Source organism: Pseudomonas sp. H1_F01, from assembly GCF_054681425.1.
In genome coordinates this window covers 5,372,527-5,397,568 of the sequence record NZ_CP162823.1, presented here as the reverse complement: position 1 = coordinate 5,397,568, position 25,042 = coordinate 5,372,527, and the positions used below count along the sequence as shown (strand labels likewise).

General features: G+C 61.2%; 24 protein-coding genes. 5 read left to right on the top strand and 19 right to left on the bottom strand.

The genetic code is table 11. The features are described from left to right. Positions 1 to 216: 216 nt before the first annotated feature. A complete protein-coding gene (locus AB4O09_RS24370; RefSeq protein ID WP_172681393.1) occupies positions 217 to 1,314 on the top strand; it encodes a PLP-dependent cysteine synthase family protein in 1,098 nt (365 codons plus the stop codon). Between the two features lie 158 nt (positions 1,315 to 1,472). Here the strand turns inward: AB4O09_RS24370 and AB4O09_RS24365 are convergent, their stop codons facing one another. From AB4O09_RS24365 to AB4O09_RS24355, 3 genes are all read right to left on the bottom strand, one after another. Further along, positions 1,473 to 3,086: an NAD(P)/FAD-dependent oxidoreductase gene (locus tag AB4O09_RS24365; RefSeq protein WP_013692417.1), complete on the bottom strand. Its 1,614-nt coding sequence runs from the start codon at positions 3,084 to 3,086 to the stop codon at positions 1,473 to 1,475. A 73-nt stretch (positions 3,087 to 3,159) separates the two neighbouring features. Beyond that, positions 3,160 to 3,834, bottom strand: coding sequence for a COG3650 family protein (locus tag AB4O09_RS24360; RefSeq protein ID WP_003198460.1), 675 nt, complete (start codon positions 3,832 to 3,834; stop codon positions 3,160 to 3,162). 60 nt (positions 3,835 to 3,894) lie between these two features. Continuing rightward, complete coding sequence (locus tag AB4O09_RS24355) at positions 3,895 to 4,494, bottom strand: short chain dehydrogenase (RefSeq protein ID WP_003198462.1); 600 nt, start codon at positions 4,492 to 4,494, stop codon at positions 3,895 to 3,897. A 104-nt stretch (positions 4,495 to 4,598) separates the two neighbouring features. Here AB4O09_RS24355 and AB4O09_RS24350 point away from each other — a divergent pair, with 104 nt between their 5' ends. Beyond that, a complete protein-coding gene (locus tag AB4O09_RS24350; RefSeq protein WP_003198464.1) occupies positions 4,599 to 5,513 on the top strand; it encodes a LysR family transcriptional regulator in 915 nt (304 codons plus the stop codon). Positions 5,514 to 5,635: 122 nt separating this feature from the next. Here the strand turns inward: AB4O09_RS24350 and AB4O09_RS24345 are convergent, their stop codons facing one another. The 9 genes from AB4O09_RS24345 to AB4O09_RS24305 all read right to left on the bottom strand — a co-directional run bounded on the left by AB4O09_RS24345 (position 5,636) and on the right by AB4O09_RS24305 (position 13,222). Further along, on the bottom strand, positions 5,636 to 6,115 hold the full coding sequence (locus AB4O09_RS24345) for a DoxX family protein (protein ID WP_013692420.1): 480 nt from the start codon (positions 6,113 to 6,115) through the stop codon (positions 5,636 to 5,638). After that, a complete protein-coding gene (locus tag AB4O09_RS24340; protein ID WP_038859718.1) occupies positions 6,112 to 6,870 on the bottom strand; it encodes an HvfC/BufC N-terminal domain-containing protein in 759 nt (252 codons plus the stop codon). The genes AB4O09_RS24345 and AB4O09_RS24340 overlap by 4 nt, the downstream gene beginning before the upstream one ends. After that, a complete protein-coding gene (bufB, locus tag AB4O09_RS24335) occupies positions 6,867 to 7,736 on the bottom strand; it encodes an MNIO family bufferin maturase (RefSeq protein WP_027912093.1) in 870 nt (289 codons plus the stop codon). The genes AB4O09_RS24340 and bufB overlap by 4 nt, the downstream gene beginning before the upstream one ends. Before the next feature lie 25 nt (positions 7,737 to 7,761). Next, complete coding sequence (locus AB4O09_RS24330; protein WP_003198472.1) at positions 7,762 to 8,067, bottom strand: BufA1 family periplasmic bufferin-type metallophore; 306 nt, start codon at positions 8,065 to 8,067, stop codon at positions 7,762 to 7,764. Positions 8,068 to 8,221: 154 nt separating this feature from the next. Beyond that, on the bottom strand, positions 8,222 to 8,923 hold the full coding sequence (locus AB4O09_RS24325; protein ID WP_003198474.1) for an ABC transporter ATP-binding protein: 702 nt from the start codon (positions 8,921 to 8,923) through the stop codon (positions 8,222 to 8,224). Further along, positions 8,924 to 9,691 (bottom strand): high-affinity branched-chain amino acid ABC transporter ATP-binding protein LivG, encoded by a 768-nt coding sequence (livG, locus tag AB4O09_RS24320; protein ID WP_003198476.1) that lies wholly within the window; start codon positions 9,689 to 9,691, stop codon positions 8,924 to 8,926. Then, entirely contained in the window at positions 9,688 to 10,944 is a 1,257-nt protein-coding gene (locus AB4O09_RS24315) for a high-affinity branched-chain amino acid ABC transporter permease LivM (protein WP_003198478.1), read from the bottom strand. The genes livG and AB4O09_RS24315 overlap by 4 nt, the downstream gene beginning before the upstream one ends. After that, positions 10,941 to 11,864 carry a high-affinity branched-chain amino acid ABC transporter permease LivH gene (gene livH / locus AB4O09_RS24310; protein WP_003198480.1) on the bottom strand — a complete coding sequence of 308 codons (924 nt, stop codon included), beginning with the start codon at positions 11,862 to 11,864 and terminating at the stop codon, positions 10,941 to 10,943. The genes AB4O09_RS24315 and livH overlap by 4 nt, the downstream gene beginning before the upstream one ends. 230 nt (positions 11,865 to 12,094) lie before the next feature. Next, positions 12,095 to 13,222: a branched-chain amino acid ABC transporter substrate-binding protein gene (locus tag AB4O09_RS24305; RefSeq protein ID WP_003198482.1), complete on the bottom strand. Its 1,128-nt coding sequence runs from the start codon at positions 13,220 to 13,222 to the stop codon at positions 12,095 to 12,097. Positions 13,223 to 13,562: 340 nt separating this feature from the next. Here AB4O09_RS24305 and AB4O09_RS24300 point away from each other — a divergent pair, with 340 nt between their 5' ends. Further along, positions 13,563 to 13,868, top strand: a complete 306-nt coding sequence (locus AB4O09_RS24300; RefSeq protein ID WP_003198483.1) for a DUF2288 domain-containing protein — start codon at positions 13,563 to 13,565, stop codon at positions 13,866 to 13,868. Between the two features lie 287 nt (positions 13,869 to 14,155). Here the strand turns inward: AB4O09_RS24300 and AB4O09_RS24295 are convergent, their stop codons facing one another. Beyond that, entirely contained in the window at positions 14,156 to 16,333 is a 2,178-nt protein-coding gene (locus tag AB4O09_RS24295) for a hypothetical protein (protein ID WP_003198485.1), read from the bottom strand. A 351-nt stretch (positions 16,334 to 16,684) separates the two neighbouring features. Between AB4O09_RS24295 and AB4O09_RS24290 the strand changes: the two genes are divergently transcribed. Further along, positions 16,685 to 18,034: a spinster family MFS transporter gene (locus AB4O09_RS24290; protein WP_460107569.1), complete on the top strand. Its 1,350-nt coding sequence runs from the start codon at positions 16,685 to 16,687 to the stop codon at positions 18,032 to 18,034. A gap of 128 nt (positions 18,035 to 18,162) precedes the next feature. Here AB4O09_RS24290 and AB4O09_RS24285 read toward each other — a convergent pair whose 3' ends face one another. Beyond that, a complete protein-coding gene (locus tag AB4O09_RS24285; protein WP_085983249.1) occupies positions 18,163 to 19,698 on the bottom strand; it encodes an MDR family MFS transporter in 1,536 nt (511 codons plus the stop codon). A gap of 51 nt (positions 19,699 to 19,749) precedes the next feature. Further along, complete coding sequence (gene pobA, locus AB4O09_RS24280; protein WP_003198491.1) at positions 19,750 to 20,940, bottom strand: 4-hydroxybenzoate 3-monooxygenase; 1,191 nt, start codon at positions 20,938 to 20,940, stop codon at positions 19,750 to 19,752. Positions 20,941 to 21,115: 175 nt separating this feature from the next. Here pobA and AB4O09_RS24275 point away from each other — a divergent pair, with 175 nt between their 5' ends. Beyond that, the gene (locus AB4O09_RS24275) at positions 21,116 to 22,009 is read left to right on the top strand and encodes a helix-turn-helix domain-containing protein (protein WP_003198494.1); all 894 of its coding nucleotides are present in this window, start codon (positions 21,116 to 21,118) and stop codon (positions 22,007 to 22,009) included. A 7-nt stretch (positions 22,010 to 22,016) separates the two neighbouring features. Here the strand turns inward: AB4O09_RS24275 and AB4O09_RS24270 are convergent, their stop codons facing one another. The 4 genes from AB4O09_RS24270 to AB4O09_RS24255 all read right to left on the bottom strand — a co-directional run bounded on the left by AB4O09_RS24270 (position 22,017) and on the right by AB4O09_RS24255 (position 24,974). Continuing rightward, complete coding sequence (locus AB4O09_RS24270; RefSeq protein WP_003198496.1) at positions 22,017 to 22,193, bottom strand: hypothetical protein; 177 nt, start codon at positions 22,191 to 22,193, stop codon at positions 22,017 to 22,019. Positions 22,194 to 22,452: 259 nt separating this feature from the next. Next, positions 22,453 to 22,812: a DUF5064 family protein gene (locus AB4O09_RS24265; RefSeq protein ID WP_003198498.1), complete on the bottom strand. Its 360-nt coding sequence runs from the start codon at positions 22,810 to 22,812 to the stop codon at positions 22,453 to 22,455. 65 nt (positions 22,813 to 22,877) lie between these two features. Then, entirely contained in the window at positions 22,878 to 23,807 is a 930-nt protein-coding gene (arcC, locus tag AB4O09_RS24260; protein WP_003198500.1) for a carbamate kinase, read from the bottom strand. A 156-nt stretch (positions 23,808 to 23,963) separates the two neighbouring features. After that, a complete protein-coding gene (locus AB4O09_RS24255) occupies positions 23,964 to 24,974 on the bottom strand; it encodes an ornithine carbamoyltransferase (protein WP_003198502.1) in 1,011 nt (336 codons plus the stop codon). Positions 24,975 to 25,042: the final 68 nt, after the last annotated feature.

Here is a 25,042-nt window from a genome sequence, read left to right as displayed (position 1 = left end):
CTGTTAGTTGTTAAAACAAAAGTTATATTCTTTTTTGTTATATGTCGTTACAACGCTTGCTCCACGCAGTCAGGCAGTTATGGGCCATATTGGACCTTAGCTGTACCTGTGCGCGATGTCGGTTTTTTCCTAAGCTTGCGACTGGTTTTTCCGAGACCACGTTGCGCCTGCATGACCATCAGCTTTCCCCGCGTCGAACCGAGCCAGTGAGAAAACATCATGAACGACCATCGCCAGTGGGCGCGCGAAGCGATCCGCATCATCGAGGCTGACTTCCAGCGCAGCGCCGATACTCACCTGATTCCGCTGCCGCTGCCTGGCCTGCCGGGCATCGAACTGTATTTCAAGGATGAGTCCAGCCATCCCACCGGCAGCCTCAAGCATCGGCTGGCCCGTTCGCTGTTTCTCTACGCGTTGTGTAACGGCTGGCTCAAGCCCGGAGCGCCGGTGATCGAGGCCTCCAGCGGCTCGACGGCGATTTCCGAGGCTTACTTCGCCAGGTTGCTGGGCCTGCCGTTCATTGCGGTAATGCCGGCGACCACCTCCCGGGAAAAAATCGCACAGATCGCTTTCTATGGCGGCCAGAGCCACCTGGTAGACGATCCTACGCAGATCTACGCCGAATCCGAACGCTTGGCCCACGAGCATGATGGACACTTCATCGACCAATTCACCTACGCCGAGCGCGCCACGGACTGGCGGGCCAATAACAACATTGCCGAATCGATCTTCCAGCAGATGCGCTTCGAGCGGCACCCGGAGCCGAGCTGGTTGATTTCAAGCCCCGGCACTGGCGGCACCACGGCCACTCTGGGGCGCTACGTCCGTTATCGCCAGCACGGTACCCGCGTGCTGTGTGCCGACGCCGAGCGTTCAGTGTTCTTCGACTACTACCGCAGCGGCGATGCCAGCCTGCGCCTGGATTGCGGTTCACGCATCGAGGGTATCGGCCGGCCACGGGTCGAGGCGTCGTTCTTGCCGAAAGTCATCGATGCGATGGTCAAGGTCCCGGACGCCTTGTCATTGGCGGCCATGCATTACCTGGCCCAGCGCTTGGGACGACGGGTCGGCGGGTCCAGCGGCACCAACCTGATCGGCGCACTCATGGCGGCCCGGCAGATGGTGGATGCGGGTGAGTCGGGGTCGATCGTGGCGATTTTGTGTGACGGTGGCGAGCGCTACGCCACGACCTATTACGACCCGGTGTGGCTCAAGGCCCAGGGGTATGAGTTGAGCGGGCTGATGGACATCGTGGCGGCGTGTGTGGAACGGGGCGAGGCGCTGCCGGAGAGCGTGTTGCGGGCCAATATCTGAATCACTGAGGTCCCTTGTGGGAGCGAGCCTGCTCGCGATAGCGGTGGATCAGTCAACATCTGTGTTGATGACAGGCCGCCATCGCGAGCAAGCTCGCTCCCACAGGGTCATGCTGTTCACTCAGGCAAATTCTGCCTTGAGTGAACAGCATCGGCCCCTCAGGCCTCGAGCCCGAGGATATCCCGCGCCACCGCCTCGGCAATCCGGATCCCGTCCACGCCCGCCGACAGGATCCCGCCGGCATAACCGGCGCCTTCACCGGCCGGGAACAGGCCCTTGACGTTCAGGCTCTGCAGCGATTCGTTGCGGGTGATGCGCAGGGGCGATGAGGTGCGGGTTTCGATGCCAGTCAGCACGGCGTCGTGCAGCGAGTAACCGCGAATCTGTTTCTCGAACGCCGGCAGGGCCTCGCGGATCGCTTCGATGGCGAAATCCGGCAGGGCCAGGGCCAAATCGCCCAGGGACACCCCGGGCTTGTAGGACGGTTCGACGCTGCCCAGTGCCGTAGACGGTTTGCCGGCGATGAAGTCACCCACCAGTTGCGCCGGGGCCTCGTAGTTGCTGCCACCGAGTACGTACGCGTGGGATTCCAGGCGTTCCTGCAACTCGATCCCGGCCAGCGGGCCACCGGGATAATCCACTTCCGGGGTAATCCCGACGACGATGCCGGAGTTGGCGTTGCGCTCGTTGCGCGAATACTGGCTCATGCCGTTGGTCACGACGCGGTTCGGCTCGGACGTCGCGGCTACCACGGTGCCGCCCGGGCACATGCAGAAGCTGTACACCGAACGACCATTCTTGGCGTGGTGCACCAGTTTGTAGTCGGCGGCCCCAAGTTTCGGGTGGCCGGCGTACTTGCCCAGGCGCGCGCTGTCGATCAGCGATTGCGGGTGTTCGATACGGAAACCCACCGAGAACGGCTTGGCTTCCATGTACACGCCGCGGCTGTGGAGCATGCGGAAGGTGTCCCGGGCGCTGTGACCCAGGGCCAGGATCACATGTTTCGAATGAATCTGTTCGCCGTTGGCCAGTTCGACGCCGACCAGTTGGCCGTCTTCGATCAGCACATCGGTGACCCGCTGCTGGAAGCGTACTTCGCCGCCCAGGGCGCGAATCTGCTCACGCATGGTTTCCACCACACCTGTCAGACGGAACGTGCCGATGTGCGGCTTGCTGACGTAGAGGATTTCTTCCGGCGCTCCGGCCTTGACGAATTCGTGCAAAACCTTGCGGCCAAGGAATTTCGGATCCTTGATCTGGCTGTAGAGCTTGCCGTCGGAAAACGTCCCCGCGCCGCCTTCACCAAATTGCACGTTGGATTCGGGGTTGAGCACGCTTTTGCGCCACAGGCCCCAGGTGTCCTTGGTGCGCTGGCGCACTTCCGGGCCACGCTCGAGGATGATCGGCTTGAAGCCCATCTGTGCCAGCAGCAGGGCGGCGAAGATCCCGCACGGACCGAAGCCGACCACGATCGGCCGTTCGCTCAAGTCGGCCGGTGCCTGGCCCACCACTTTGTAGCTGACATCCGGCGCCTCGTTGACGTTACGGTCATCGGCGAACTTGCGCAGCAGGCTGGCTTCGTCGCGCACCGTCAGGTCGATGGTGTAGATGAAGCACAGTTCGGAGGATTTCTTGCGCGCGTCGTAGCTGCGCTTGAACAAGGTGAAGTCGAGCAGGTCATCGCTGGCGATACCCAGGCGCTGCACGATGGCGGGGCGCAGGTCTTCTTCGGGGTGGTCGATCGGCAGCTTGAGTTCGGTGATTCGTAACATGGTGGGATCCGGTTCGCGGGATGCACAACTGCACCAGGGCGTGAACCGGCGATTATAAGCCAAAACCGGCGAATCAGTCGTTGCGCGCACCACCGAAGTAGGCGCAGCCACGCTGGACCTGGCCGTTGACCCGCAGTTCGGCGCTCATGTGCTGCACACCGCCGGTGACGCTGTCGACGCAGCGCTGGGCGGCGAGCCAGAGCTCGACCTTCTGGCCGTTGGCTTCGGTGCTGAGATTGAAGCGACCATCGCCCAGTTGTTCTTCAAGGTAAGGCACCGCCAGTGTCGGTTGGCCTTCACGCTCGAGCACCATGCCTTTGCCGCTGGCCTTGAGGTTCCATTCCGGGCCATGACCGGCGGCACGCAAGACCAGCAGTTTGAAATTACCGTCATCGCAAGCGGTGCCCGAGCGCTCCAGGCGATACAACTGTTCCAGGTCCAACTGGCTGTCGGTGCCGGCCGCTGCGCTGGAGACGATACGGCCGCGCACATCGGCAAACAGCTTGCCCTGGTCATCGGCCAGGCTGGCGGCCTGCTGCAGCACGCTGGTGCCACCGCTGTCATTGACGATGTAGCGGCGCTGTTCCTGGCACGGCTGGAACACCAGCTTGCCGTCGGCCGCCGTGAGCTCGCCCTGCATACGCGTCTGGCCGGCGTGGGAGGCGCTCTGACGAGGGGCATCGAGCAATTGGCAGCCGGTGAACAGCGGCAGGAGGGCGACAAACAGCAGGGAGCGGGCGGCACGCATCATTGGGTCTCCAGACAAGTGCCGCCACGTTACTCAGACTGATCCTGCATCACAAGGGGGTTAGCCTACGTGAAAGGTCTGACCGGTTTGCAGGCCTTCGACACTCTTGGCGTAGGCCAATGCGACATCGACGGCCGGAACCGGTTTGTAGCCGCGGAAGTACGGGGCGTACTTGTCCATGGCTTCCAGCAACACGTTCGGGCTCACCGAGTTGACCCGCAAGCCCCGTGGCAACTCGATTGCCGCGGCGCGCACGAAACTGTCCAGGGCACCGTTGACCAGGGCCGCCGAAGCACCACTCTTGATCGGATCGTGGCTGAGCACGCCGGTGGTGAAAGTGAAGGACGCGCCGTCGTTGGCGAACTCGCGGCCGATCAGCAGCAGGTTGACCTGGCCCATCAGTTTGTCTTTCAGACCCAGGGCGAAGCTGTCTTCGGTCATGTCGGCCAGGGGCGCAAAGGTGACGTTGCCGGCGGCGCAAACCAGGGCATCAAAGCGGCCGGTCTTTGCGAACAAGGCACGGATCGAAGCGCTGTCGCTGATATCCACCTGCAGTTCACCGCTGTGGCGGCCGATTCGAACGATCTCGTGGCGCGGCGACAATTCGTTATCAATGGCCGAACCGATGGTGCCGTTAGCGCCGATCAACAGGATTTTCATGAGCTGTTCCTCAATGGGGTGAATGAGTTTTCAGTCTAGAGGGGTTCTTTCCATTGATAATCATGCTAATAGGCAACCTTTGGTTTTCAATTGGAAACAATCCAATGAGCGAAATGGATGACCTGGCGGCGTTCGCCGTGTTGATGGAGGCCGGCAGCTTCACCCAGGCGGCCCAGCAGTTAGGCTGCAGCAAGGGCCAGTTGTCCAAGCGCATCAGTCTGTTGGAGAGGCGGTTTTCGGTGGTGTTGCTGCAACGCACCACGCGGCGCCTGAGCCTCACGGCGGCAGGGGCGGCGTTGCTGCCCCAGGCCCAGGCGCTGCTGGTGCAGGTAGAAAGGGCGCGTCAGGCATTGGCCCGGTTGAAGGACGATATTTCCGGACCGGTGCGTATGACGGTTCCGGTTTCGTTGGGCGAAACGTTCTTCGAAGGCTTGCTGATGGAGTTCGCTCGTACGTATCCCAACGTGCAGATCGAGCTGGAGCTCAACAACGGTTACCGTGACCTGACCCGCGATGGTTTCGATCTGGCGATCCGTTCCGACGCCGCCATCGACGAGCGGCTGGTGGCCCGGCCATTGTTGGCGTGGCACGAAATGACCTGCGCCAGCCCGGCCTACCTGGAACGCTATGGCGAACCTGAGACCCCTCAGGCCCTGGCTGAGCATCGCTGCCTGCTCAACAGCCACTACAGCGGCCGGGAAGAATGGCTTTACCACCAGCAACACGAACTGCTGCGGGTCCGAGTGTCGGGGCCGTTCGCCAGTAACCACTACAGCCTGCTGAAAAAAGCCGCCTTGGCCGGCGCCGGAATCGCCCGGCTGCCGTCGTACCTGCTGCATGAGGAGTTGGCCGACGGACGCCTGCACTGGCTGCTGCGCGACTACCAGACCCGGCGCATGCCGATGTACCTGGTGCACCCGTACCAGGGTGGATTGCCCAAGCGCACCCAGGTGCTGGCTGACTATCTGATCGACTGGTTCAAGCGCAGCGGCGAGGCGTTGGATCGGCTTCAGCGATAGTCCATCCATTGGACAGTCCCTGTGGGAGCGAGCTTGCTCGCGAAGGCGGTGGCACATCCGGCATTTGTGCAAGCTGACCCGCCGCTATCGCGAGCAAGCTCGCTCCCACAGGAGATCTGTGTTCAGTCGTGGGCGTAACGCCTGGCAATCAGGTGGTCGATGGACAGTACCCCCGGCCCGCGCGCCATCAAGTAAAGCAAGACCGCTGCCCAGGTGCCATGGGTCGGGTAGGCGTCCGGGTAGACGAACAGCTGGATGGTCAAGGTCATCCCCAGCAAGGCCAGCGCTGAAAAGCGTGTCGCCAGGCCAAACAGGATCAGGACCGGGAACACATGCTCGGCAGAGGCTGCCAGGTGCGCAGCCAGTTCCGGTGACAGCAACGGCAGGGCGTATTCGCTTTTGAACAGGGGAATGGTCGAGTCCGCCAGCCGCGGCAGACCGATCTGGAAGGTGCCGTCGAACAGGTCGATGGCCAGGCCTTCGATTTTGGTCTGGCCGGATTTCCAGAACACCGCGGCAATCGAGAATCGCGCGATGAAGGCGATCAGGCTGTGGGGGATTTTCTCCAGCCATTGAATGGAACCGGCAATCAGCGTGTTCATGGGGATACCTGTCCAGCTAGGAGGTGAGTGATAGCTCTGTGGCGAATGAGCCCCGCCAGGGTCTGTTCCAGGTCGAGGTCGATTGAGGTTTCAATGGCGGCGGTCAGGGACCGCCCCTGTTGCAGGGCGCTGATGAACCCATGGGCCGTGTGATTGATCGCGAACACTTGCACATCGAGGCCGTCGCGCAGCACCAAGGCGTTTTGTGCAGCAGACGCCTCGAACGGTACGGGTGTCTCGTGCTGATGGGCGGCCCAGATCGTCACCACGGCGAAGGGCGATTGCAGCAGCCGCAGTGACGGGTGCAGACCGATCTTCAGGTGCCTTGTCAGCGTGGGGGATGACAGCGCCTCGACGATGCGTTCTTGCTCCATGGGCTCGGCGTCGGCGGCATGCCAGGCTTGCAGGTGCAGTCGTTCCAGGCGGGCGACGTCCGCCAGATACGGTACGCAGGCGGCGGGTTCGAAGCCTTCGATGAACCCGGCAAAATCATCCCCATAGTTGCTCATCACCGGGCTTCGCGGTGGCGCCGACTGGACGTAGACCCCAGCCATGCCTCGGAAAAATTCCTCGCCCACCAGTTGCGTCACCACCGGGTAATTGTCGGCCAGGGCGTTGATCAATGAGCTGAGCACGTTATTGCGGTACACCGCGAAGCGGCTCTGCGGGTCGGCGCCGTTGGCGCTGACCAGGCCGGGCGGACAAGCCTTGCGCGGGTCGAGCAGGGCGGCGGCGAATGTGCGCTGGTCGCTCATGACCGGGCTCCAACGGCATTTAAAAGTTGATCGGCCTGGCGCGCTTCGGCCAGCAGCACCTCCCATGGGGGGATGTGGTTGTCGCGCTCGATCAAGGTGGCTACCGGCCCGGTCTGCGCCAGAACCTTGAGGTACAGCTGCCAGACTGCGTTGTCGATTGGCGCGCCGTGGTCGTCTATCAACAGACGCTCGCCAAGGCTGTCGGTGTCTTCGGCAAAACCGGCCAGATGGATTTCGCCGGTCGCTTGCAGCGGCAGGGCGTTGAGGTAGGCCAGTGGATCGCGGCGGTGGTTGATGCACGAAACGTAAACGTTGTTCACATCCAGCAGCAGGCCGCAGCCGGTGCGCCGGATCACTTCGCTGATGAAGTGTGGCTCGTCGAGTGTCGAGGCTTCGAACGCCAGATAGGTCGCCGGGTTCTCCAGCAAGAGCGTGCGTTTGAGGCTGGACTGCACCTGGTCGACGTGTTCGCAGACACGGTCTAGGGTCGCTTCGTCGTAGGCCAGGGGGAGCAGGTCATTGAGGAACACCGGGCCGTGGCTGGACCAGGCCAGGTGTTCGGAAAAGGATTGGGGCTGATAGCGGTCGATCAATGCGGCCAGGCGCTGCAAATGCGCGATATCCAGCGGCCCCTCCCCACCGATCGACAGGCCGACGCCGTGCAGCGACAGCGGGTACTGTTCGCGTATCCGCCCCAGGAAGTGGTGAAGCGGCCCGCCGGCCACCATGTAGTTTTCCGCGTGCACTTCGAAAAAGCCCAGATCCGGTTGGGTCTGGAGCACCTCACGAAAATGCTCGCTCTTGAGCCCCAACCCTGCCCTTGGCGGCAGCCGGTTATCAGTGGCGAGGGATGGGGTATTCAACATGGTGACGGGCCTCAGGCAGATGCGATCAGGACTTGGCTTTGAACGCTTCGAGCTGGCCGAAACCAGTTGGGGAGGTTTTGCTTTCCATGGTGGTGCAAGTGCCTTTGGGTACCGATTTCCAGGAGTTGCCCTGATAGTCCATTTTTGATGTACCGGCGCAGGTGGTGCCGGCACCGGCGGCGCAGTCGTTCTTGCCTTTGAGGGCAACGCCGAAGCATTTTTCCATGTTGGCGTCGGCTGCGTGGACGGTCGAGACGGCTGTCATGCTCAGGGCAGAACCCAGGGCCAGGATCAGGGCGGTGGCGGACAGGGTGCGGGTCGAAGCAGTCATGATGATTCTCCAGTCATTCAGGGAAATGAACCGGCGTTAGCGCCGGTCTGCTGAACTAGAGAAGGGGGATGGGGAAGTGTTACAGCGGGTTCTCGATTTTTTTGTCTACTCAAAAAAAAAACGGCCCGAAGGCCGTTTTTTTACTGCGACAGACTCAACCGCCCAGGTACGCCTCGCGCACTTTCGGGTCGGTCAGCAGGGCTTCACCGGTGCCTTGCATCACCACGCGACCGTTCTCCAGCACGTACGCCCGGTCGGCGATTTTCAGCGCCTGGTTGGCGTTCTGCTCCACCAGGAACACCGTCACGCCATCCTTGCGCAGTTGTTCGATGATGTCGAAGATCTGCTGGATGATGATCGGTGCCAGGCCCAGGGAAGGCTCGTCGAGCAGCAGCAGCTTGGGCTTGCTCATCAGCGCACGGCCGATGGCGAGCATTTGCTGTTCGCCGCCGGACATGGTGCCGCCGCGCTGGGTAAAGCGTTCTTTCAGGCGTGGGAAAAGGTGCAGGACCTTGTCCATTTGTTCCTGATAGTCGCCCTTGTCAGTGAAGAATCCGCCCATGGCGAGGTTTTCTTCCACGGTCAGCCGGGCAAATACCCGACGACCTTCCGGCACCACCGCGATGCTCTTGCGCATGATCCGTGACGAGTCCTGGCCCACCAGTTCCTCACCCATGTAGCGGATGCTGCCGCTGTGGGCCTGGGGCGAACCGCAGAGCGTCATCAGCAGGGTGGATTTGCCGGCGCCGTTGGCACCGATCAGCGTCACGATTTCGCCCTGGCGGACTTCGACGTTGACGCTGTGCAAGGCCTGGATCTTGCCGTAGAAGGTGGAAACGTTTTCGAATTGCAGCATTTACGCTTCCCCCAGGTAGGCTTTGATCACTTCAGGATTGTCGCGGATCTGTTCCGGCGAGCCGTTGGCCAGAGGGGTGCCCTGGTTGATCACGACGATGTGGTCGGAAATGCTCATGACCAGCTTCATGTCGTGCTCGATCAGCAGCACAGTGACGTTGTGCTCCTCGCGCAGCACGCCGATCAGCGCTTTCAGGTCTTCGGTTTCCTTGGGGTTCAGGCCGGCGGCCGGCTCGTCGAGCATGAGGATCCGCGGACGGGTCATCATGCAGCGGGCGATTTCCAGGCGTCGTTGCTGACCGTAGGCCAGGGTCCCGGCGGTGCGGTTGGCGAATTCCTTGAGGTTGACCTTGTCCAGCCAGTACTCGGCGTACTCCATGGCGTCGCGTTCGCTTTTGCGGAACGCCGGGGTCTTGAACAGGCCGGCAAAGAAGTTGGTGTTCAGGTGACGATGCTGGGCGATCAACAGGTTTTCGACCGCCGTCATGTCCTTGAACAGCCGCACGTTCTGGAAGGTGCGCACCACACCCTTGCGGGCGATCTGGTGGCCGGGCAGGCCCTGGATCGGCTCGCCGTCCAGCACGATGGTGCCACCGGTGGGCTGGTAGAAGCCGGTCAGGCAGTTGAACACGGTGGTCTTGCCCGCGCCGTTCGGCCCGATCAGCGCAACGACCTGTTTCTCTTTCACGGTCAGGGCTACGCCATTGACCGCCAGCAAGCCGCCGAAGCGCATGCTTAAATTTTCAACTTTCAGGATCTCGCGGCTCATTTGCGCAGCTCCATGTGGGGGCGTTGCATAGGCAGCAGACCTTGAGGACGCCAGATCATCATCAGCACCATCAAGGCGCCGAACATCAACATGCGGTATTCGCTGAATTCACGCATCATTTCGGGCAGCAGGATCATCACGATGGCTGCCAGGATCACGCCCAGCTGCGAGCCCATCCCGCCCAGCACCACGATGGCGAGGATGATCGCCGACTCGATGAAGGTGAAGGATTCCGGCGTCACCAGGCCCTGGCGTGCGGCGAAGAAACTGCCGGCAAAACCGGCAAACGCAGCACCGAGGGTGAAGGCCGACAGCTTGATGATCGTCGGGTTGAGACCCAGGGCACGGCAGGCGATTTCGTCTTCACGCAATGCCTCCCAGGCGCGGCCGATCGGCATGCGCAGCAGGCGGTTGATGACGAACAGCGCGGCCAGGGCCAGCAACAGGGCAACCAGGTAGAGGAAGATCACCTTGTTGATCGAGTTGTATTCCAGGCCGAAGTACTCGTGGAAGGTCTGCAGGCCTTCGGCGGCTTTACGTTCGAAGGTCAGGCCGAAGAACGTCGGTTTCTCGATGTTGCTGATGCCGTTCGGGCCACCGGTGATGTCGGTCAGGTTGCGCAGGAACAGACGGATGATCTCGCCAAAACCCAGGGTCACGATGGCCAGGTAGTCACCGCGCAAGCGCAGGACCGGGAACCCCAGCAGGAAACCGAAGGTGGCGGCCATCATCCCGGCGATCGGCAGGCAGATCCAGAAGCTCAGGCCGAAGTAGTGGGACAGCAGCGCATAGCTGTAGGCGCCGACGGCGTAAAAGCCGACATAACCCAGGTCCAGCAGGCCGGCCAGGCCTACCACGATGTTCAGGCCAAGGCCGAGCATCACGTAGATCAGGATCAGCGTGGCGATGTCCACGGCGCCGCGGGAGCCGAAGAACGGCCAGACCAGTGCCACGACGATCAGGCCCAGCACGATCCAGCGCTGGGTCGATGGCAGGGTGAGGAAGTTGCTGGCCTTGGCGGGGATCACCGGCAGGCCGGGCGACGACTTCCACATGGCGCTGATCTGCGTGCTGAACAGCACCCGCAGGAACATCAGCAGCGAACACACGGCGATGGTCGCCAGGATGGCCGGGCTGGTGCCATGCACTTCCAGGTTGATGCCGACGATGGTCAGTTTAAGACCCAGTACCGGGTAGGCCACGGCCCAGACCAGCAGGGCGCTGAAGAGCGCCGATTTGAGATGCCTAGTCATACTTTCTCAACCTCCGGGCGGCCCAGGATGCCGGTCGGCCGGAATAACAGAACCAGAACCAACAAGCCGAATGCCACGACGTCCTTGTACTGGTCGCCGAAGATGTCGGCGCCAAAGGCTTCCGCCACGCCCAGCACCAGCCCGCCGAGCATCGCGCCGGGAATGCTGCCGATGCCGCCCAGTACCGCGGCGGTGAAGGCTTTCAGGCCGACGAGGAAGCCGGCGTTGGGGTTGATCACGCCGTATTGCATGCTCAACAGCACCGCGGCGATGGCCGCCAGGGCCGCACCGATGACGAAGGTCAGGGCGATGATGTTGTTGGTGTTGATGCCCAGCAGGTTGGCCATCTTGATGTCCTCGGCACAGGCGCGGCAGGCGCGGCCCAGGCGGGAACGGGAGATGAACAGCGTCAGGCCGAGCATGGCGACCAGGGTCACCACGAACACCACGATTTGCATGTAGGAAATCAGCACTTCATGTGCCCCACCTGGCCCGATGGCAAAGTTGCCCGGAATCAGGTTGGGTATGGATTTGTCCTTGGAGTCTTGCGAAAGCAGTACCGTGTTCTGCAGGAAGATCGACATGCCGATGGCGGAAATCAGCGGGATCAGACGGTTGCTGCCGCGCAGGGGGCGGTAGGCGATCCGTTCGATGCTGTAGCCATAGGAGCTGGTGACGACGATGCTCGCGATGAAAGCCGCGGTCATCAACAGCGGGACACTGTCGAGTCCCATCATGCTCAGCCCGGCGATGGCGATGAACGCCACGTAGGAGCCGATCATGTACACCTCGCCGTGGGCGAAGTTGATCATTCCAATGATGCCGTAAACCATCGTATAGCCGATGGCGATCAGGGCATACGTGCTGCCAACGGTCAGGCCGTTAACCAGCTGCTGGAAGAAGTGATAGATGTCAGGCATTACAGCGCTCCTAAAAACCTGATACGCATTTCACTGGTGGAGTCATTTTCCCGCCCGGGTCCCGTGGATCTGCATCCACTTCGAACACGAGGTTTGCCAGCGAACCGCTGATGACGGTTTTGAGATTTTCAGGTGGGGAGACTGGCGGATCACGCCAGCGCGGCCCAATACATTTAAAACAAAGCCCACGGCACGCCGTGGGCTTTATTGGCAGTCAGTCAGACCAGGCCTTACTGAGGCGAAGCTTCGGTTTTAGGTTTGCCGAAGTGCCACTCGTAGACCACGAACTTGAAGTCCTTCAGGTCGCCCTTCGCGTCGAAGCTCAGGTCACCGGTTGGGGTCTTGAAGGTGCCGGCGTGGATGGCTTCAGCCACTTTGGCCGCGTCTTCGCTCTTGGCTGTGGTGATGGCCTGGGCAATCACCTGGACAGCGGAGTAGGACGGGAACACGAACGGACCGCTCGGGTCTTCTTTCTTGGCCTTGAACGCGTCAGCCAGGGCGACGTTGGCCGGATCCTGGTCGAAGGATTTCGGCAGGGTCACCAGCAGGCCTTCGGAAGCGTCCTTGGCGATTTGCGAGATGGAGTCGTTACCCACGCCTTCCGGACCCATGAACTTGGCCTTCAGGCCTTTTTCCTGGGATTGACGCAGGATCAGGCCCAGCTCCGGGTGGTAGCCGCCGTAGTAGACGAAGTCGACGTTGGCTTGCTTGAGCTTGGCGATCATCGAGGAGAAGTCTTTGTCGCCGGCGTTCACGCCTTCGAAGACGGCAACCTTGACGCCTTTGCCTTCGAGGGTTTTCTTCACGGCGCTGGCGATGCCTTCACCGTACTGCTGCTTGTCGTGCAGGACCGCAACGATCTTCGGCTTGACGTGGTCGGCGATGTAGTTGCCGGCCGCAGGGCCTTGGGCGCTGTCCAGGCCGATGGTGCGGAAGATCATCTTGTAGCCGCGAGCGGTGATGTCCGGGCTGGTAGCGGCCGGGGTGATCATGACCACGCCTTCGTCTTCATAGATGTCCGAAGCCGGCTGGGTGGAGCTGGAGCACAGGTGGCCGACCACGAACTTGACGCCGTCGTTGACGACTTTGTTCGCGACCGCGACCGCTTGTTTTGGATCGCAGGCGTCATCGTATTCAACGGCGACGAGTTGCTTGCCGTTGACGCCGCCCTTGGCGTTGATCTGTTCGATGGCCATTTTGGAGCCACTGAACTGCATGTCGCCGTATTGGGCTACAGGGCCGGTTTTTGGGCCGGCGATGCCGATCTTGATGGTGTCGGCGGCGAACGAATGGCTGGCAACCCCGGCCAGAACCATAGCGGCAAACAGTTTGGAAATCTGCTTAGTAGCCTTAGTCATAGTGCTCCACTCATGCTGTTGTAGTTTTTATAGTCCTGGCGCCGTAGCAGCAGAACCGGGTCAGATATCTTGGATATCCTCGCGGAAAATGCCCCCGGCAACTGTACCGGTACAGTGTAGAGCGCCGATTGTTGGCAAGGGAAGCTGGCGCTTGGGGGCAAAACCTGAGGGTGTCGCTTAATTGAAAGAAAAAGACAGAATAGCGGCGGGGTTTTGTCCGGTCATATCGGCAATCCTTGGCTTTCCTGCGCTTTTCAATCGGTACTGCAGTTACTACCGGGTTTTTCTGCCAGAGCACCGACGTTATCATTCGCGCCGATTTCTTTTCCGGACAGGTCCCATGAGTCAAGAACCTAGCACCCTCTATGCCAAGCTGCTTGGTGAAACCGCATCCATCACCTGGAAAGAGCTGGAGCCGTTCTTTGCCAAGGGTGCCCTATTGTGGGTCGATCCGGCACTGGATTTGATCGCAGCCGCCGAGGCCGTCGCCCAGGACGAAGGTACCAAAGTCGCCGCCTGGCTGGCCGCCGACCAGCTCGCCAAGCTGTCTGAAACGCGGGCGCTGGATTTTCTGGAACGCGATCCGCAGCTTTGGGCGGTGGTGGTTTCGCCCTGGATTATGATCCAGGAAAGGGCGTCGAACTGATCGATGCACCAAGTTGGTTCGTGTTCGGGTGGGCAAGAAAGTGTGTAGGTGAGTAGCGTGATGGCGTCCTGCCGTGGCGAAACGCCACAGGGGAGGGTGACGTATACGTAACGGGAACAGTTTATGGAGCAGCCTTTGGGCTGCTCAATTGTTTCTGGATGTTGTCCAGGTGCGGGATTCAGGACCGCTATCGCGAGCAGGCTCGCTCCCACATTGGGTCTGTGTTCACAAATCCCTGTGGGAGCGAGCAGGCTCGCGATTGGAGGCAACACGGTGCTGCGCCGGCCTCAGTAAGTCCTGCCAGTATGGTTATTAAGGGAAATAACCTTGGTCTTGCCAATGCGGTGACGGTAGATCTCGCGCAGGTACTTGATGGCTTTTTTCACGCAGTCGCGGGACAGGCGGATGTCGTTGATCGAGACGAACTTGTCCTTGTCGTTGATCAGCTCGCGATACTTCTTCTCGTACATCGGCTTGATCGCGTACCAGTTGGTGTCGAGGATCTTCGCCGGGTTTTCGAATTCGTTGAGCAGGTCGTCGATCCGTTCTTCGTCGAAGTCTTCATTGATGATGAAGTCCAGGATCGAGTTGTCCAGGGTGTCGTCGAAGCGGTACGGGGTGCGGGCGAAGCAGCGTTTGATGAAGGCCACGATCAGGGTCAGGAAATCATCCGACAGGCACGGGCTCTTGGCGATCAGGGTGGTCAGCGACAGGTTGGCCGACGCGCCGATCACCAACGCGTAACGCTTGAGCGTGGTGTTGGGGAACAGGCTGTTGAGGTGGGTCTTGAGCCGGTTCAGGTCCATGTAGGACAGCTTGTAGTCCTTGGGCAGGGAGACGATGGACACCACCGACGAGCAGTTCTTGAAGAAGTGCAGGTCATGCAGGGCCGCGGCGTCGTAGCCGGAATTCTTGTACTGCTCCAGCGACGCCCGGTAGCGCTTGGATTCGATCGGCAACAGACTGATGCCTTCGATGGCCTGGGTGACTTTGTTGAAGTGCGGCAGGTCGATGGAACGGAAGAACAGGTCGTCGATGTTCAGGCGCGGCGGTTCTTTCTCGAACACCTTGAATTTGTCGCCGCTCGGCGCCGGGGTTTCCGGGACGACGGACTCGGCGTAGGCAATCGCCACCGGGCCGGCCAGACTCATGAACAGGTCGTTGGCGTCCAGGCGGATGGTTTCGCCAATGTCGATGCCGGCACGGCGGAAGTAGTTCTGATCGTAGTCGGTGGTAACCGCCTGGGCCGTCAGGATGTTGAAGATCTGCTGGGAGATGTACTGGTTGGCGTGCTTCTCCATGGCATTGACATCAATGTTCTGGATGTTGCCGTCATCGCTTTCTTCGGCATAGCGCATGATGTCGTTGGAGATCAGCATCATCGCGTTCCATGGGCGGATACGGCCCATCACGCTGGCTTCGCTGCTGTCTTCGTTGGCGAAGTTGTACGAGAAATCCCATTCTTCCGACAGGTACTTGCACAGCAGGCGTCCGGCGTTGATGTGCAAGGCCTCGGACATTTCGCTGCGATGGTCGGAAATATTCGGCAGTACGCAGATGCCGCTGGTGAAAATCGGTTCGAAGACGAAGGAGTGACCGCTCTTGCTGTCGTGTTCGTCCATCGGCTTGGTGTCGAACGTCTTGTTCATGTACGAGTATTGCTGGGCCAGGCCGAACTCCGAGGCCATGCCTGAACCGGTACCGCCGCCAGCACTGAAGATCGAGAAGTACAGGCGCGACTGGTTGGCCTTGATGCCGCAGCTGTCGATCAGGTACGAGTGGATCATTTTCCAGTCGGGGCTGGAGAAGCGCTGGGTGTCCTTGTTCAGGATGATCTTGGCCAGATACTGGCCCAGGATCGGCGCGTTACCGGCGCCACCGGCATGGACTTCCGACAAGTCCATGATCTTCATCTTGCTGTAGTCGCGCAAAAAGCCGCTTTTCTCGCCCTTGCGCGAAAAACGGATACGCCCGGCGATGTCCTTGTCCAGGTCGCCGAGCATCACCAGCGGTTCCACCAGGAACACCGGTTTGCTGGCCTTGCTGGTGCCAAGACGCAGGTTGTTGCGGATCCACTGCGCGGGGCTGTAGCCCTTGTCGCTGTAAGCCTTGTCTTCAGCATTGAATTCGTTGAGGTAGAACTTGCGGGCGTTGTACACCAGCTCCGCCACGTCCAGGGCGATGTTGGAACCGCAGCGCCCCAGGCCGATCAGGCACACCGACGGGAATTCCTGCTGGGCGCGGTCGCTCTCGTCTTCCACCAGATGGGGCGGTCGCGGGAACACCGCGTCGCGCAGGCCATCGAGGTTGTCGAGGATCCGGTCGGTGTTGGTTTCGGTGAAATACAGATACTGCTGAGTCGACAGGGGACGCGAGCTGCTCGATGGTTTCGAGACTTCAGGGCCGTTGGCGGCCGGGCTCAGGGTCAGATCGGATACCGCAGTGGCTGTTTTTTTGGAAGTCATTGTGCGCCATATGCCTGAACTGGTTGGCTCGACGAGCGCTGTCATCGAGCCATCGCGGATGGGAGCTCGCGTCCTGGATGGCGCGAAGGTCGGCCCCGAGCGTCCAGGGCTATAGCCTGGGCGCCGCTCGAGAGATTCTTTCCTGATAGGTTGAATCGGCCATCGGCAGGCGATCTTTAATCAAGAATGGGCGAAATGATGGCAATTGTTACAGGAAATTGACCGTTATCAAGAAACGCGCCGCTCGCCATGGGTGGGTATCAGCCTTGCGAATGATTGGAGACAGTCCGCGCACCGCTGTCTAGATTGCAGATTCCGCTAATGCTCCATAACAATAAAAGAGACGGACCCATGCAGAACTCGACCCAAGCGGCGAATGCCTGGCGCATTCTGTTCCTGTTGTTCCTGGCCAACCTGTTCAACTTCTTCGACCGCACCATCCCGGCGATCATCATCGAGCCGATCCGCATGGAGTGGAGCCTCAGCGACTTCCAGATCGGCATCATCGGCACCGCTTTCACCATCGTCTACGCCATTGCCGGGTTGCCATTGGGACGCATGGCCGATACCGGTTCGCGCAGCAAGTTGATGGGCTGGGGCCTGGCGATCTGGAGCGCGCTGACGGCGGTCAACGGTCTGGTGGGCAGTTTCTGGGCGTTCCTGCTGGTGCGCATGGGCGTCGGGATCGGCGAGGCGAGTTATGCGCCGGCGGCCAACTCACTGATTGGCGATCTGTTCCCGGCCCATCGCCGGGCGCGGGCCATGGGCATCTTCATGCTGGGCCTGCCGATTGGCTTGCTGCTGGCGTTCTTCACCATCGGCGCGATGGTCAAGGCCTTCGACAGCTGGCGCGCGCCGTTCTTTATCGCGGCTGTGCCAGGCTTGGTGCTGGCGCTATTCATGTTCTTCATCAAGGAACCCAAGCGCGGCGCGGCGGAAACCGTGCAGGTGTCCCAGGAAAAGATCGACCGGCCAATCCGTCGGGTATTGGCAATTCCCACTTTCCTGTGGCTGGTGCTGGCCGGGTTGTGCTTCAACTTCGCAACCTATGCCTGCAACTCCTTCCTGGTGCCGATGCTGCAACGCTATTTCCTGATGCCGTTGCACGAGGCGGCGGTGGCGACCGGGATCATGGTGGGTGTGACCGGGCTGTTCGGCTTGACCCTCGGCGGCTGGATCGCCGACAAGATTCATCAGCGCGTGCCCAGTGGTCGCTTGCTGTTCGCCGCGTTCAGCCTGGTGATCTCGACGCTCACCACTGCCTGGGCATTGCATGCCGGGCGGATTGAAATCGGTGTGTTCGTCGCGGTGTTCAGTGTCGGCTGGTTGTTCGCCTATACCTTTTATACCTGCGTGTACACGGCGATCCAGGACGTGGTCGAGCCGCGCCTGCGGGCCACGGCGATGGCGCTGTTCTTCGCTGGCCTGTACTTGCTCGGTGGCGGCCTGGGGCCGGTGGTGGTGGGTGGCTTGTCCGACTACTTCGCCCGCACGGCCATGGCCGCGGCCGGGGTCGACCAGATGACCGAAGCGTTCAAGGCCATCGGCCTGCATGACGCGATGTACCTGATTCCGGTGGCACTGTTCCTGACCATGGTGTTCCTGTTCCTGGCGTCACGTTGCTTTGTGCGCGATGCCAAGCGGATGAAGGACGGGATGAGCGCGGTGGTGCTGCCCGAAGGTGTCGTGGCGACTGCCTGATATCCATCTGTGGGAGCAAGGCTTGCCCGCGATGAAGGCGATGCGGTCTTTCAGAAAACCGAGGCGCCTGTTTCGCGAGCAAGCTTTGCTCCCACAAATCCCTCGCCACAGGTTCTTGTGCATTCTTGCTAGCGGACCTTCTCATCTCGCCCGCGCAGCAAGCGATTGGGCATCGCCAGCGCCGCGGCCAACCCCAGCAGCGACACCGCCGCGCTGATCGCCAGCAAATGCCGGAACGTCGCCTGCAACTCCTGGCGCAAGGCATTTTGTGCCTCGCCCGGGGCGGCGTTCAGGCCGTCCAGCAAGACGCTGCCGGAATGCCCTTCACCGATCATCGACGAGCTGGCGAGCTGGGCGAAGCTTGAATCCTGCAGCAAGGCCAGCAGCAACGCGGACATCAGTGCCACGCCCACCGCGCCGCCAAGGGAGCGGAACAGGTTGGTGGTGCTGGTGGCGACGCCGATGTCCTGTTGGTGCACGGCGTTCTGCGCACCCACCAGTGAAGTGGGAAACTGCATGCCGGAGGCGATGCCGCTGAGCAGCATGAACAGGCTGCTCAGCCAGAGCGCGGCGGGCGGGGTGAAAGCCATGCCCAGGATAGCGAATGGGAAGAGCAGGGCGCCGCTCAGGATCATCGGCTTGTAGCGCCCCGAGACCGAGGTCCGGCGTCCGGCGAAATACGCGCCGATCGGCAGCCCGATTGCCAGCGGCAACAAGTGCAACGCCGCACTGTCGGCACCGGCGCCGGTCACGCTCTGGAAGCGTAACGGCACCAGCACCGTCAGGGAGATCGCCTGGAAGCTGGTGAAGAACACCGTGCACCAACACAGCACCGCATCGCGGTTGGCGAACAGGTGCATCGGCAACAACGGCTCCCGCGCCCGGCGCTCGTGCCAGGCGAACACCCCCAGCGCTGCTCCTGCGCAACCCAGCAATCCCAGCACTTCACGGCTGTGCCAGGCATGACCCTGGCCGACCTGGGTGATCCCCAGCAGCAGCGCCGTCAGGCCGATGATCAGCAACACGGTGCCCAGGTAATCGATGATCGGCGTGCGTTGCGGCACCGGCAACCCGACCAGGCTGCGTCGGGCCACCCACCAGGCCACCAGTCCCAGCGGCAGGTTGATCCAGAACACCCAGCGCCACGACAGGTACTCGGTCATGTAGCCGCCGAGCACCGGCCCGGCGACGCTGGCCACCGCGTACATGCTGCTGAAATAACCCTGGTAGCGACCGCGTTCGCGGGGCGGGATAATGTCGCCGATGATCGCCTGGCTCACCGAAATCATCCCGCCGGCGCCGATGCCCTGGAAAATCCGCGCCAGCACCAGTTGCTCCATGTTTTGGGCCAGGCCGCAGAACAGCGAGGCCAGGGTGAACAGGCCCATGCCGAACAGCATCAGTGGCCGGCGACCGTAGAGGTCACCGAGCTTGCCGTAGATCGGCACCGCCACGGTCATGGCGACCATGTAGCCGGAAATCACCCAGGCCAGCAGGCTGACGTCGGCAAACTGTGCGGAGATGGCCGGCATCGAGACGGCGACGATGGTCTGGTCCAGCGCACCCAGGAAAATCGCCAGCATCAGGGCTGCCAGCACGCTGCGGATGGCCGGTTTTGGGGCTTGGAGCGTATTGAACTGAGTCAAGGCAGAACCTGCGGGCATCGCGCCGGAGAGGCAAAATGGACGAAACCCGCAGTTTAAGTCGATAGGCGACTATTCGATAGCCTCGTAAGGAAGTCCGACGTAATTTTCCGCGATGGTCTTGCGACCGGCCTCGGAGTCGACGAAATATTCCAGCTCGGCTTCGCTGATGCGCTGGTTGAAGGCATCGTCGTCGAAGCGGTGCAGCATCGAAGTCATCCACCAGGAGAACCGTTCGGCTTTCCAGACGCGCCGCAGGCAGATGGCTGAATACTTCTCCAGCAGATCCACACGGCCGTCGCGATAGACCTTGAGCAGGATGTTGAACAGCGTGCTGACATCGCTGGCCGCCAGGTTCAGCCCTTTGGCGCCGGTGGGCGGGACGATGTGGGCCGCATCGCCTACCAGGAACATCCGCCCATACTGCATCGGCTCGACCACGAAGCTGCGCAGCGGGGCGATGCTTTTCTCGATGGACGGGCCGGTCACCAGGGCTTCGGCCAGGTCGGCGGGCAGGCGGTTTTTCAGTTCATCCCAGAAACGCTCGTCCGGCCAGTCGGCCACTTGTTCCTCGGCGGGCACTTGCAGGTAATAACGGGTGCGGGTCTTGGAGCGCATGCTGCACAAGGCAAAGCCGCGTGCGTGGCGAGCGTAGACCAGTTCTTCGTGGACCGGTGGGGTGTCGGCCAGCACGCCGAGCCAGCCAAACGGGTAGACGCGTTCGAAGACCTTGAGTTTTTCCGCAGGAATGGACTGTCGCGCCACGCCGTGGAAACCGTCGCAACCGGCAATGTAGTCGCAGTCCAGGCGCCAGGTTTCCCCTTCATGCTCGAAGGTCACGAAAGGGGTTTCGGTTTGCATGTCGTGGGGCTGGGCATTGCTGGCCAGGTACAGGGTCCGGGCGCCGGCGGCTTCGCGGGCGGCCATCAAGTCGCGGGTCACTTCGGTCTGGCCGTAGACCATGACATTTTTACCACCGGTCAGGCCCTTGAGGTCGATGTGCACCCGCCGATCGTTGAGCACCAGTTCAAAACCGTCATGGGGCAGGCCTTCGGTGTCCATGCGCTGGCCAACGCCAGCCTGGCGCAGCAGCTCGACCATGCCTTGCTCCAGCACACCGGCGCGGATGCGGCTCAGTACGTATTCCGGGGTCTGGCGTTCGAGGATGACAGTGTCGATTCCTGCGTTGTGCAGCAACTGGCCGAGCAGCAGGCCAGAGGGGCCGGCACCGATAATAGCGACTTGGGTCTTGAGGGTTTTCATTGTTGTTATGACTCGCACGAAGCACGCGACCAGGGTCGGTGTTGATTATTAGAAATCGAGTGCCTACATTTTTCGCTTGCGGACCTGTCAGTTGAAGGGGAAAACTGAGCCGATACCTGTTCTTTTTACCAATTGGTGCGATTATCGCCCGCAACCCCAGGCCCGGATCCACGTTATGAAAAAACCTGACCTGCCTTCGATCCCGGTGTTCAAGCTCTATGGCGAGAGCCAGGAATGGCCGACGCCGGACTTGTTGCACTGCGAGACCATCTCCAAGCGCAGTCGCGAGCATCAATGGGAAATCAAGCCTCATCGGCATGCCGATCTGTGCCAGTTGTTGTTTGTCTTCAAGGGCCAGGCGGAACTGGAAATCGAGGGCCGGCGCACGCTACTCACCGAACCGGCCGTGCAGATCCTGCCGCCGCTGTCGGTCCACGGCTTTCGTTTTTCCGAGGATGTGGAAGGTTACGTGGTGACCCTGGCGGCGCCGCTGGTCACGCACCTGCAAGCGCAACTGGGGCATTCGGTCAACGTCCTGGCCCAGGCCGAAAGCTACCCCGCCCTTGAGAATGCCGAGTACCTCAACAGCCTGTTCAGCGCCTTGCAGAATGAGTACGTGGGGCATCAACCGGCGCGGGAAATGCTGATGCATGCGCTGGTCAGCGTGATCATGGTCTGGGTCAGCCGCCAGGTGATGCAGCGACACACCCAGGCCCAGCGCCCGCAACGGGCCCGGGAATACCTCAACGGCTTCATTCAGTTGGTGGAAGAAACCTATCGCGAGCACGTCAAGGTCGAAGACCTGGCCCACCGCCTGGGCATTTCCGTGTCGCACCTCAACGGCACTTGCCGGGAACTGGCGGGGCAACCGGCGTTGCAGATCATGCATGAGCGCCAGTTGCTGGAAGCCAAGCGTCTGCTGACCTACACCGGCATGACCATCTACGAGATTTCCGAAATGCTCGGGTTTTCCGACCCGACCAACTTCACCCGGCTGTTCCGCCGACGCGTCGGCATCTCGCCCAAGGCGTTCCGGGACCGGCTCAAGACCGATCAACAGGACGACTGACCACGCCTCAGCGCAGGGCGTTCAGGGTTGCGCTGTGGGGGATGCACCGTTCGAAGTTGCAACTGGCGTATTCACGGGGCAGTTGCCTGGCCTGCTCGACCCGGTAGGCCGCGGTGCCGTACAGCGCAAGCGTGGCGGCGCAGGTGACGAAAATGGCGAGGCGTCTTTTTATTTTAATGTTCATGGCGGTGACCTCTGAACGAATACCCGGGGGTACTACTTTCAGAATAGGTCAGCCGTGGCGAGTTGCCAGCCTGGCAGTGAGTGTGTTTAACCCGATATTCAGAGCACTGATAACCCTTGTGGGAGCGAGCTTGTGGGAGCAAGGCTTGCCTGCGATGCAAACACCTCGGTGTAACTGATAGACCGAGGCGATGCCATCGCGGGCAAGCCTTGCTCCCACAGGTCTGCTCCCACAAACAGGGGTAGGGGGTTTCGGGCGGTTATGCCAGGTGTTCTGGTTTCATCGGGTCGCCCGGCTTGACGTCCAGTTGCTTGCGCACGTCCTCGAACATTTCGTCGTAGTACTTGTGCATCGAGCCGATGCTCGCGGTCTTGGGCAAGCCATACTTCTGGGCGACGCGCGTGGCATGGCGGGCGAAGTCGAAGGCCTGGTCCTTGGCCAGGAAGAACGTCTCGTCCAGGGACTTGTCTTCGACGGTGCCATGCACCCGGAATGACATGCCCGTGCCCTCCTTGCCGTCCTGATCGACCTTGTAGTCGATGAACAGGTTGTAGCTGAAGTCATCCTTGTTCAGCGCATGGCGCTCCATGTGCAGGTGTCCGGGTTCGAACATGGCCATAAGCAACTCTCCTTTGAAGGCATGGGGAGTAGGGCAGACCCTGGATCCGCCCCGCAAGTTTCCTGTTATCGATAAGCGATGCCAGGTGTCGCCGTGCTGATGCGGGTGCCGGCCTTGCCCTGGACGATCGCTTCGATGTCCGAGAGTGAACCGATCACCGCAACCTTGCCAGTGTTGCGCGCGAATTCGCAGGCGGCCTGTACCTTCGGCCCCATGGAGCCGGCAGCGAAGCCGAGCTTTTCCATTTCGTCGGGGTGGGCCTGGGCGATGGCTTTCTGGGTCGGCTTGCCGAAGTCGATGAACGCGGCGTTGACGTCGGTGGCGATCACCAGCAGATCGCTTTCCAGCTGTTCGGCCAGCAGCGCCGAGCACAGGTCCTTGTCGATCACCGCTTCCACGCCTTGCAGCTTGCCGTCGGCGTCGTACATCGTCGGGATGCCGCCACCGCCGGCGCAGATCACGATGCTGCCCTTTTCCAGCAGCCATTTGATCGGGCGGATTTCAAAGATGCGCTTGGGCCTGGGGCTTGCGACCACGCGGCGGAACTTGTCGCCGTCGGGGGCGATGGACCAGCCCTTTTCGGCCGCGAGCTTTTGCGCCTCGCTTTTGCTGTAGACCGGGCCGATGGGCTTGCTGGGCTTCTGGAAGGCCGGGTCGTTGCCATCCACTTCGACCTGGGTCAGGAGCGTGGCGAAGGGGACTTCGAAGTCCAGCAGATTGCCCAGTTCCTGTTCGATGATGTAGCCGATCATGCCTTCGGTTTCGGCGCCGAGCACGTCCAGCGGATACGGCGTGACCGAGGTGTAGGCCGCCGCCTGCAACGACAGCAGGCCGACCTGCGGGCCGTTGCCGTGGGCGATGACCAGTTGGTTGCCAGGGTGGATTTTCGCGATCTGTTCGGTCGCGGTGCGGATGTTGATGCGTTGATTGTCTGCGGTCATGGGTTCACCCCGACGCAGGAGGGCGTTACCGCCCAGGGCAACGACGATACGCATGGTGCTGTCCTTTCAAAAATGGAACGAGAACGCAGTGATGATCGTTCCCACGCTCTGCGTGGGAACTCCGCCCGGGACGCTCCGCGTCCCCTGTGACGCAGAGCGTCACCGGATGCATTCCCACGCAGAGCGTGGGAACGATCACTCTTCAAGCGCCTAGATATCCGCCAACGCCGACACCAGGATCGCCTTGATGGTGTGCATGCGGTTTTCCGCTTGCTCGAAGGCGATGTTGGCCGGCGATTCGAACACTTCCTCGGTCACTTCCACGCCATTGGCCAGGTTCGGATAACGGGCGGCGATGTCCTTGCCGACCTTGGTTTCGCTGTTATGGAACGCCGGCAGGCAGTGCATGAACTTCACCCGCGGGTTGCCCGAGGCTTTCATCATTTGCGCATTGACCTGGTAGGGCAGCAATTGCTCGATGCGCTCGTCCCAGGCTTCCACCGGCTCGCCCATGGACACCCAGATGTCGGTGTGGATGAAGTCCACGCCCTTGACGGCTTCCTTCGGGTCTTCGGTGATGGTGAGGCGGGCGCCACTTTCGGCGGCGAAGGCCTGGCACTGGTCGATGAAGTCCTGATGCGGCCACAAGGCTTTCGGCGCGCCGATGCGCACGTCCATGCCCAGTTTGGCGCCGATCATCAGCAGCGAATTGCCCATGTTGTAGCGGGCATCGCCCAGGTAGGCGTAGCTGATGTCATGCAGCGGCTTGTCGCTGTGTTCGCGCATGGTCAGGGTGTCGGCAATCATTTGGGTGGGGTGGAATTCAGCGGTCAGGCCGTTGAACACCGGCACCCCGGCGAACTTGGCCAGTTCCTCGACGATCTCCTGTTCGAAGCCTCGGTATTCGATGGCGTCGAACATCCGCCCCAGGACCCGGGCGGTGTCTTTCATGCTTTCCTTGTGACCGATCTGCGATGACACCGGGTCGATGTAGGTGACGTGGGCGCCCTGGTCATGGGCCGCGACTTCGAAGGCGCAGCGGGTGCGGGTCGAGGTCTTTTCGAAGATCAGCGCGATGTTTTTGCCTTGCAGGTGTGGACGCTCGGTGCCGGTGTATTTGGCACGTTTGAGGTCGCGGGACAGGTCCAGCAAGTAGTGCAGCTCGCGGTTGGTGTGGTGCATCAGACTCAGCAGGCTGCGGTTGCGCATGTTGAACGCCATGATGTGGATCTCCTCAGGTGTAGGTTATCCCCGGGGCCGGTCTCTGCCGTTGGATGCAGAGCAGTGCC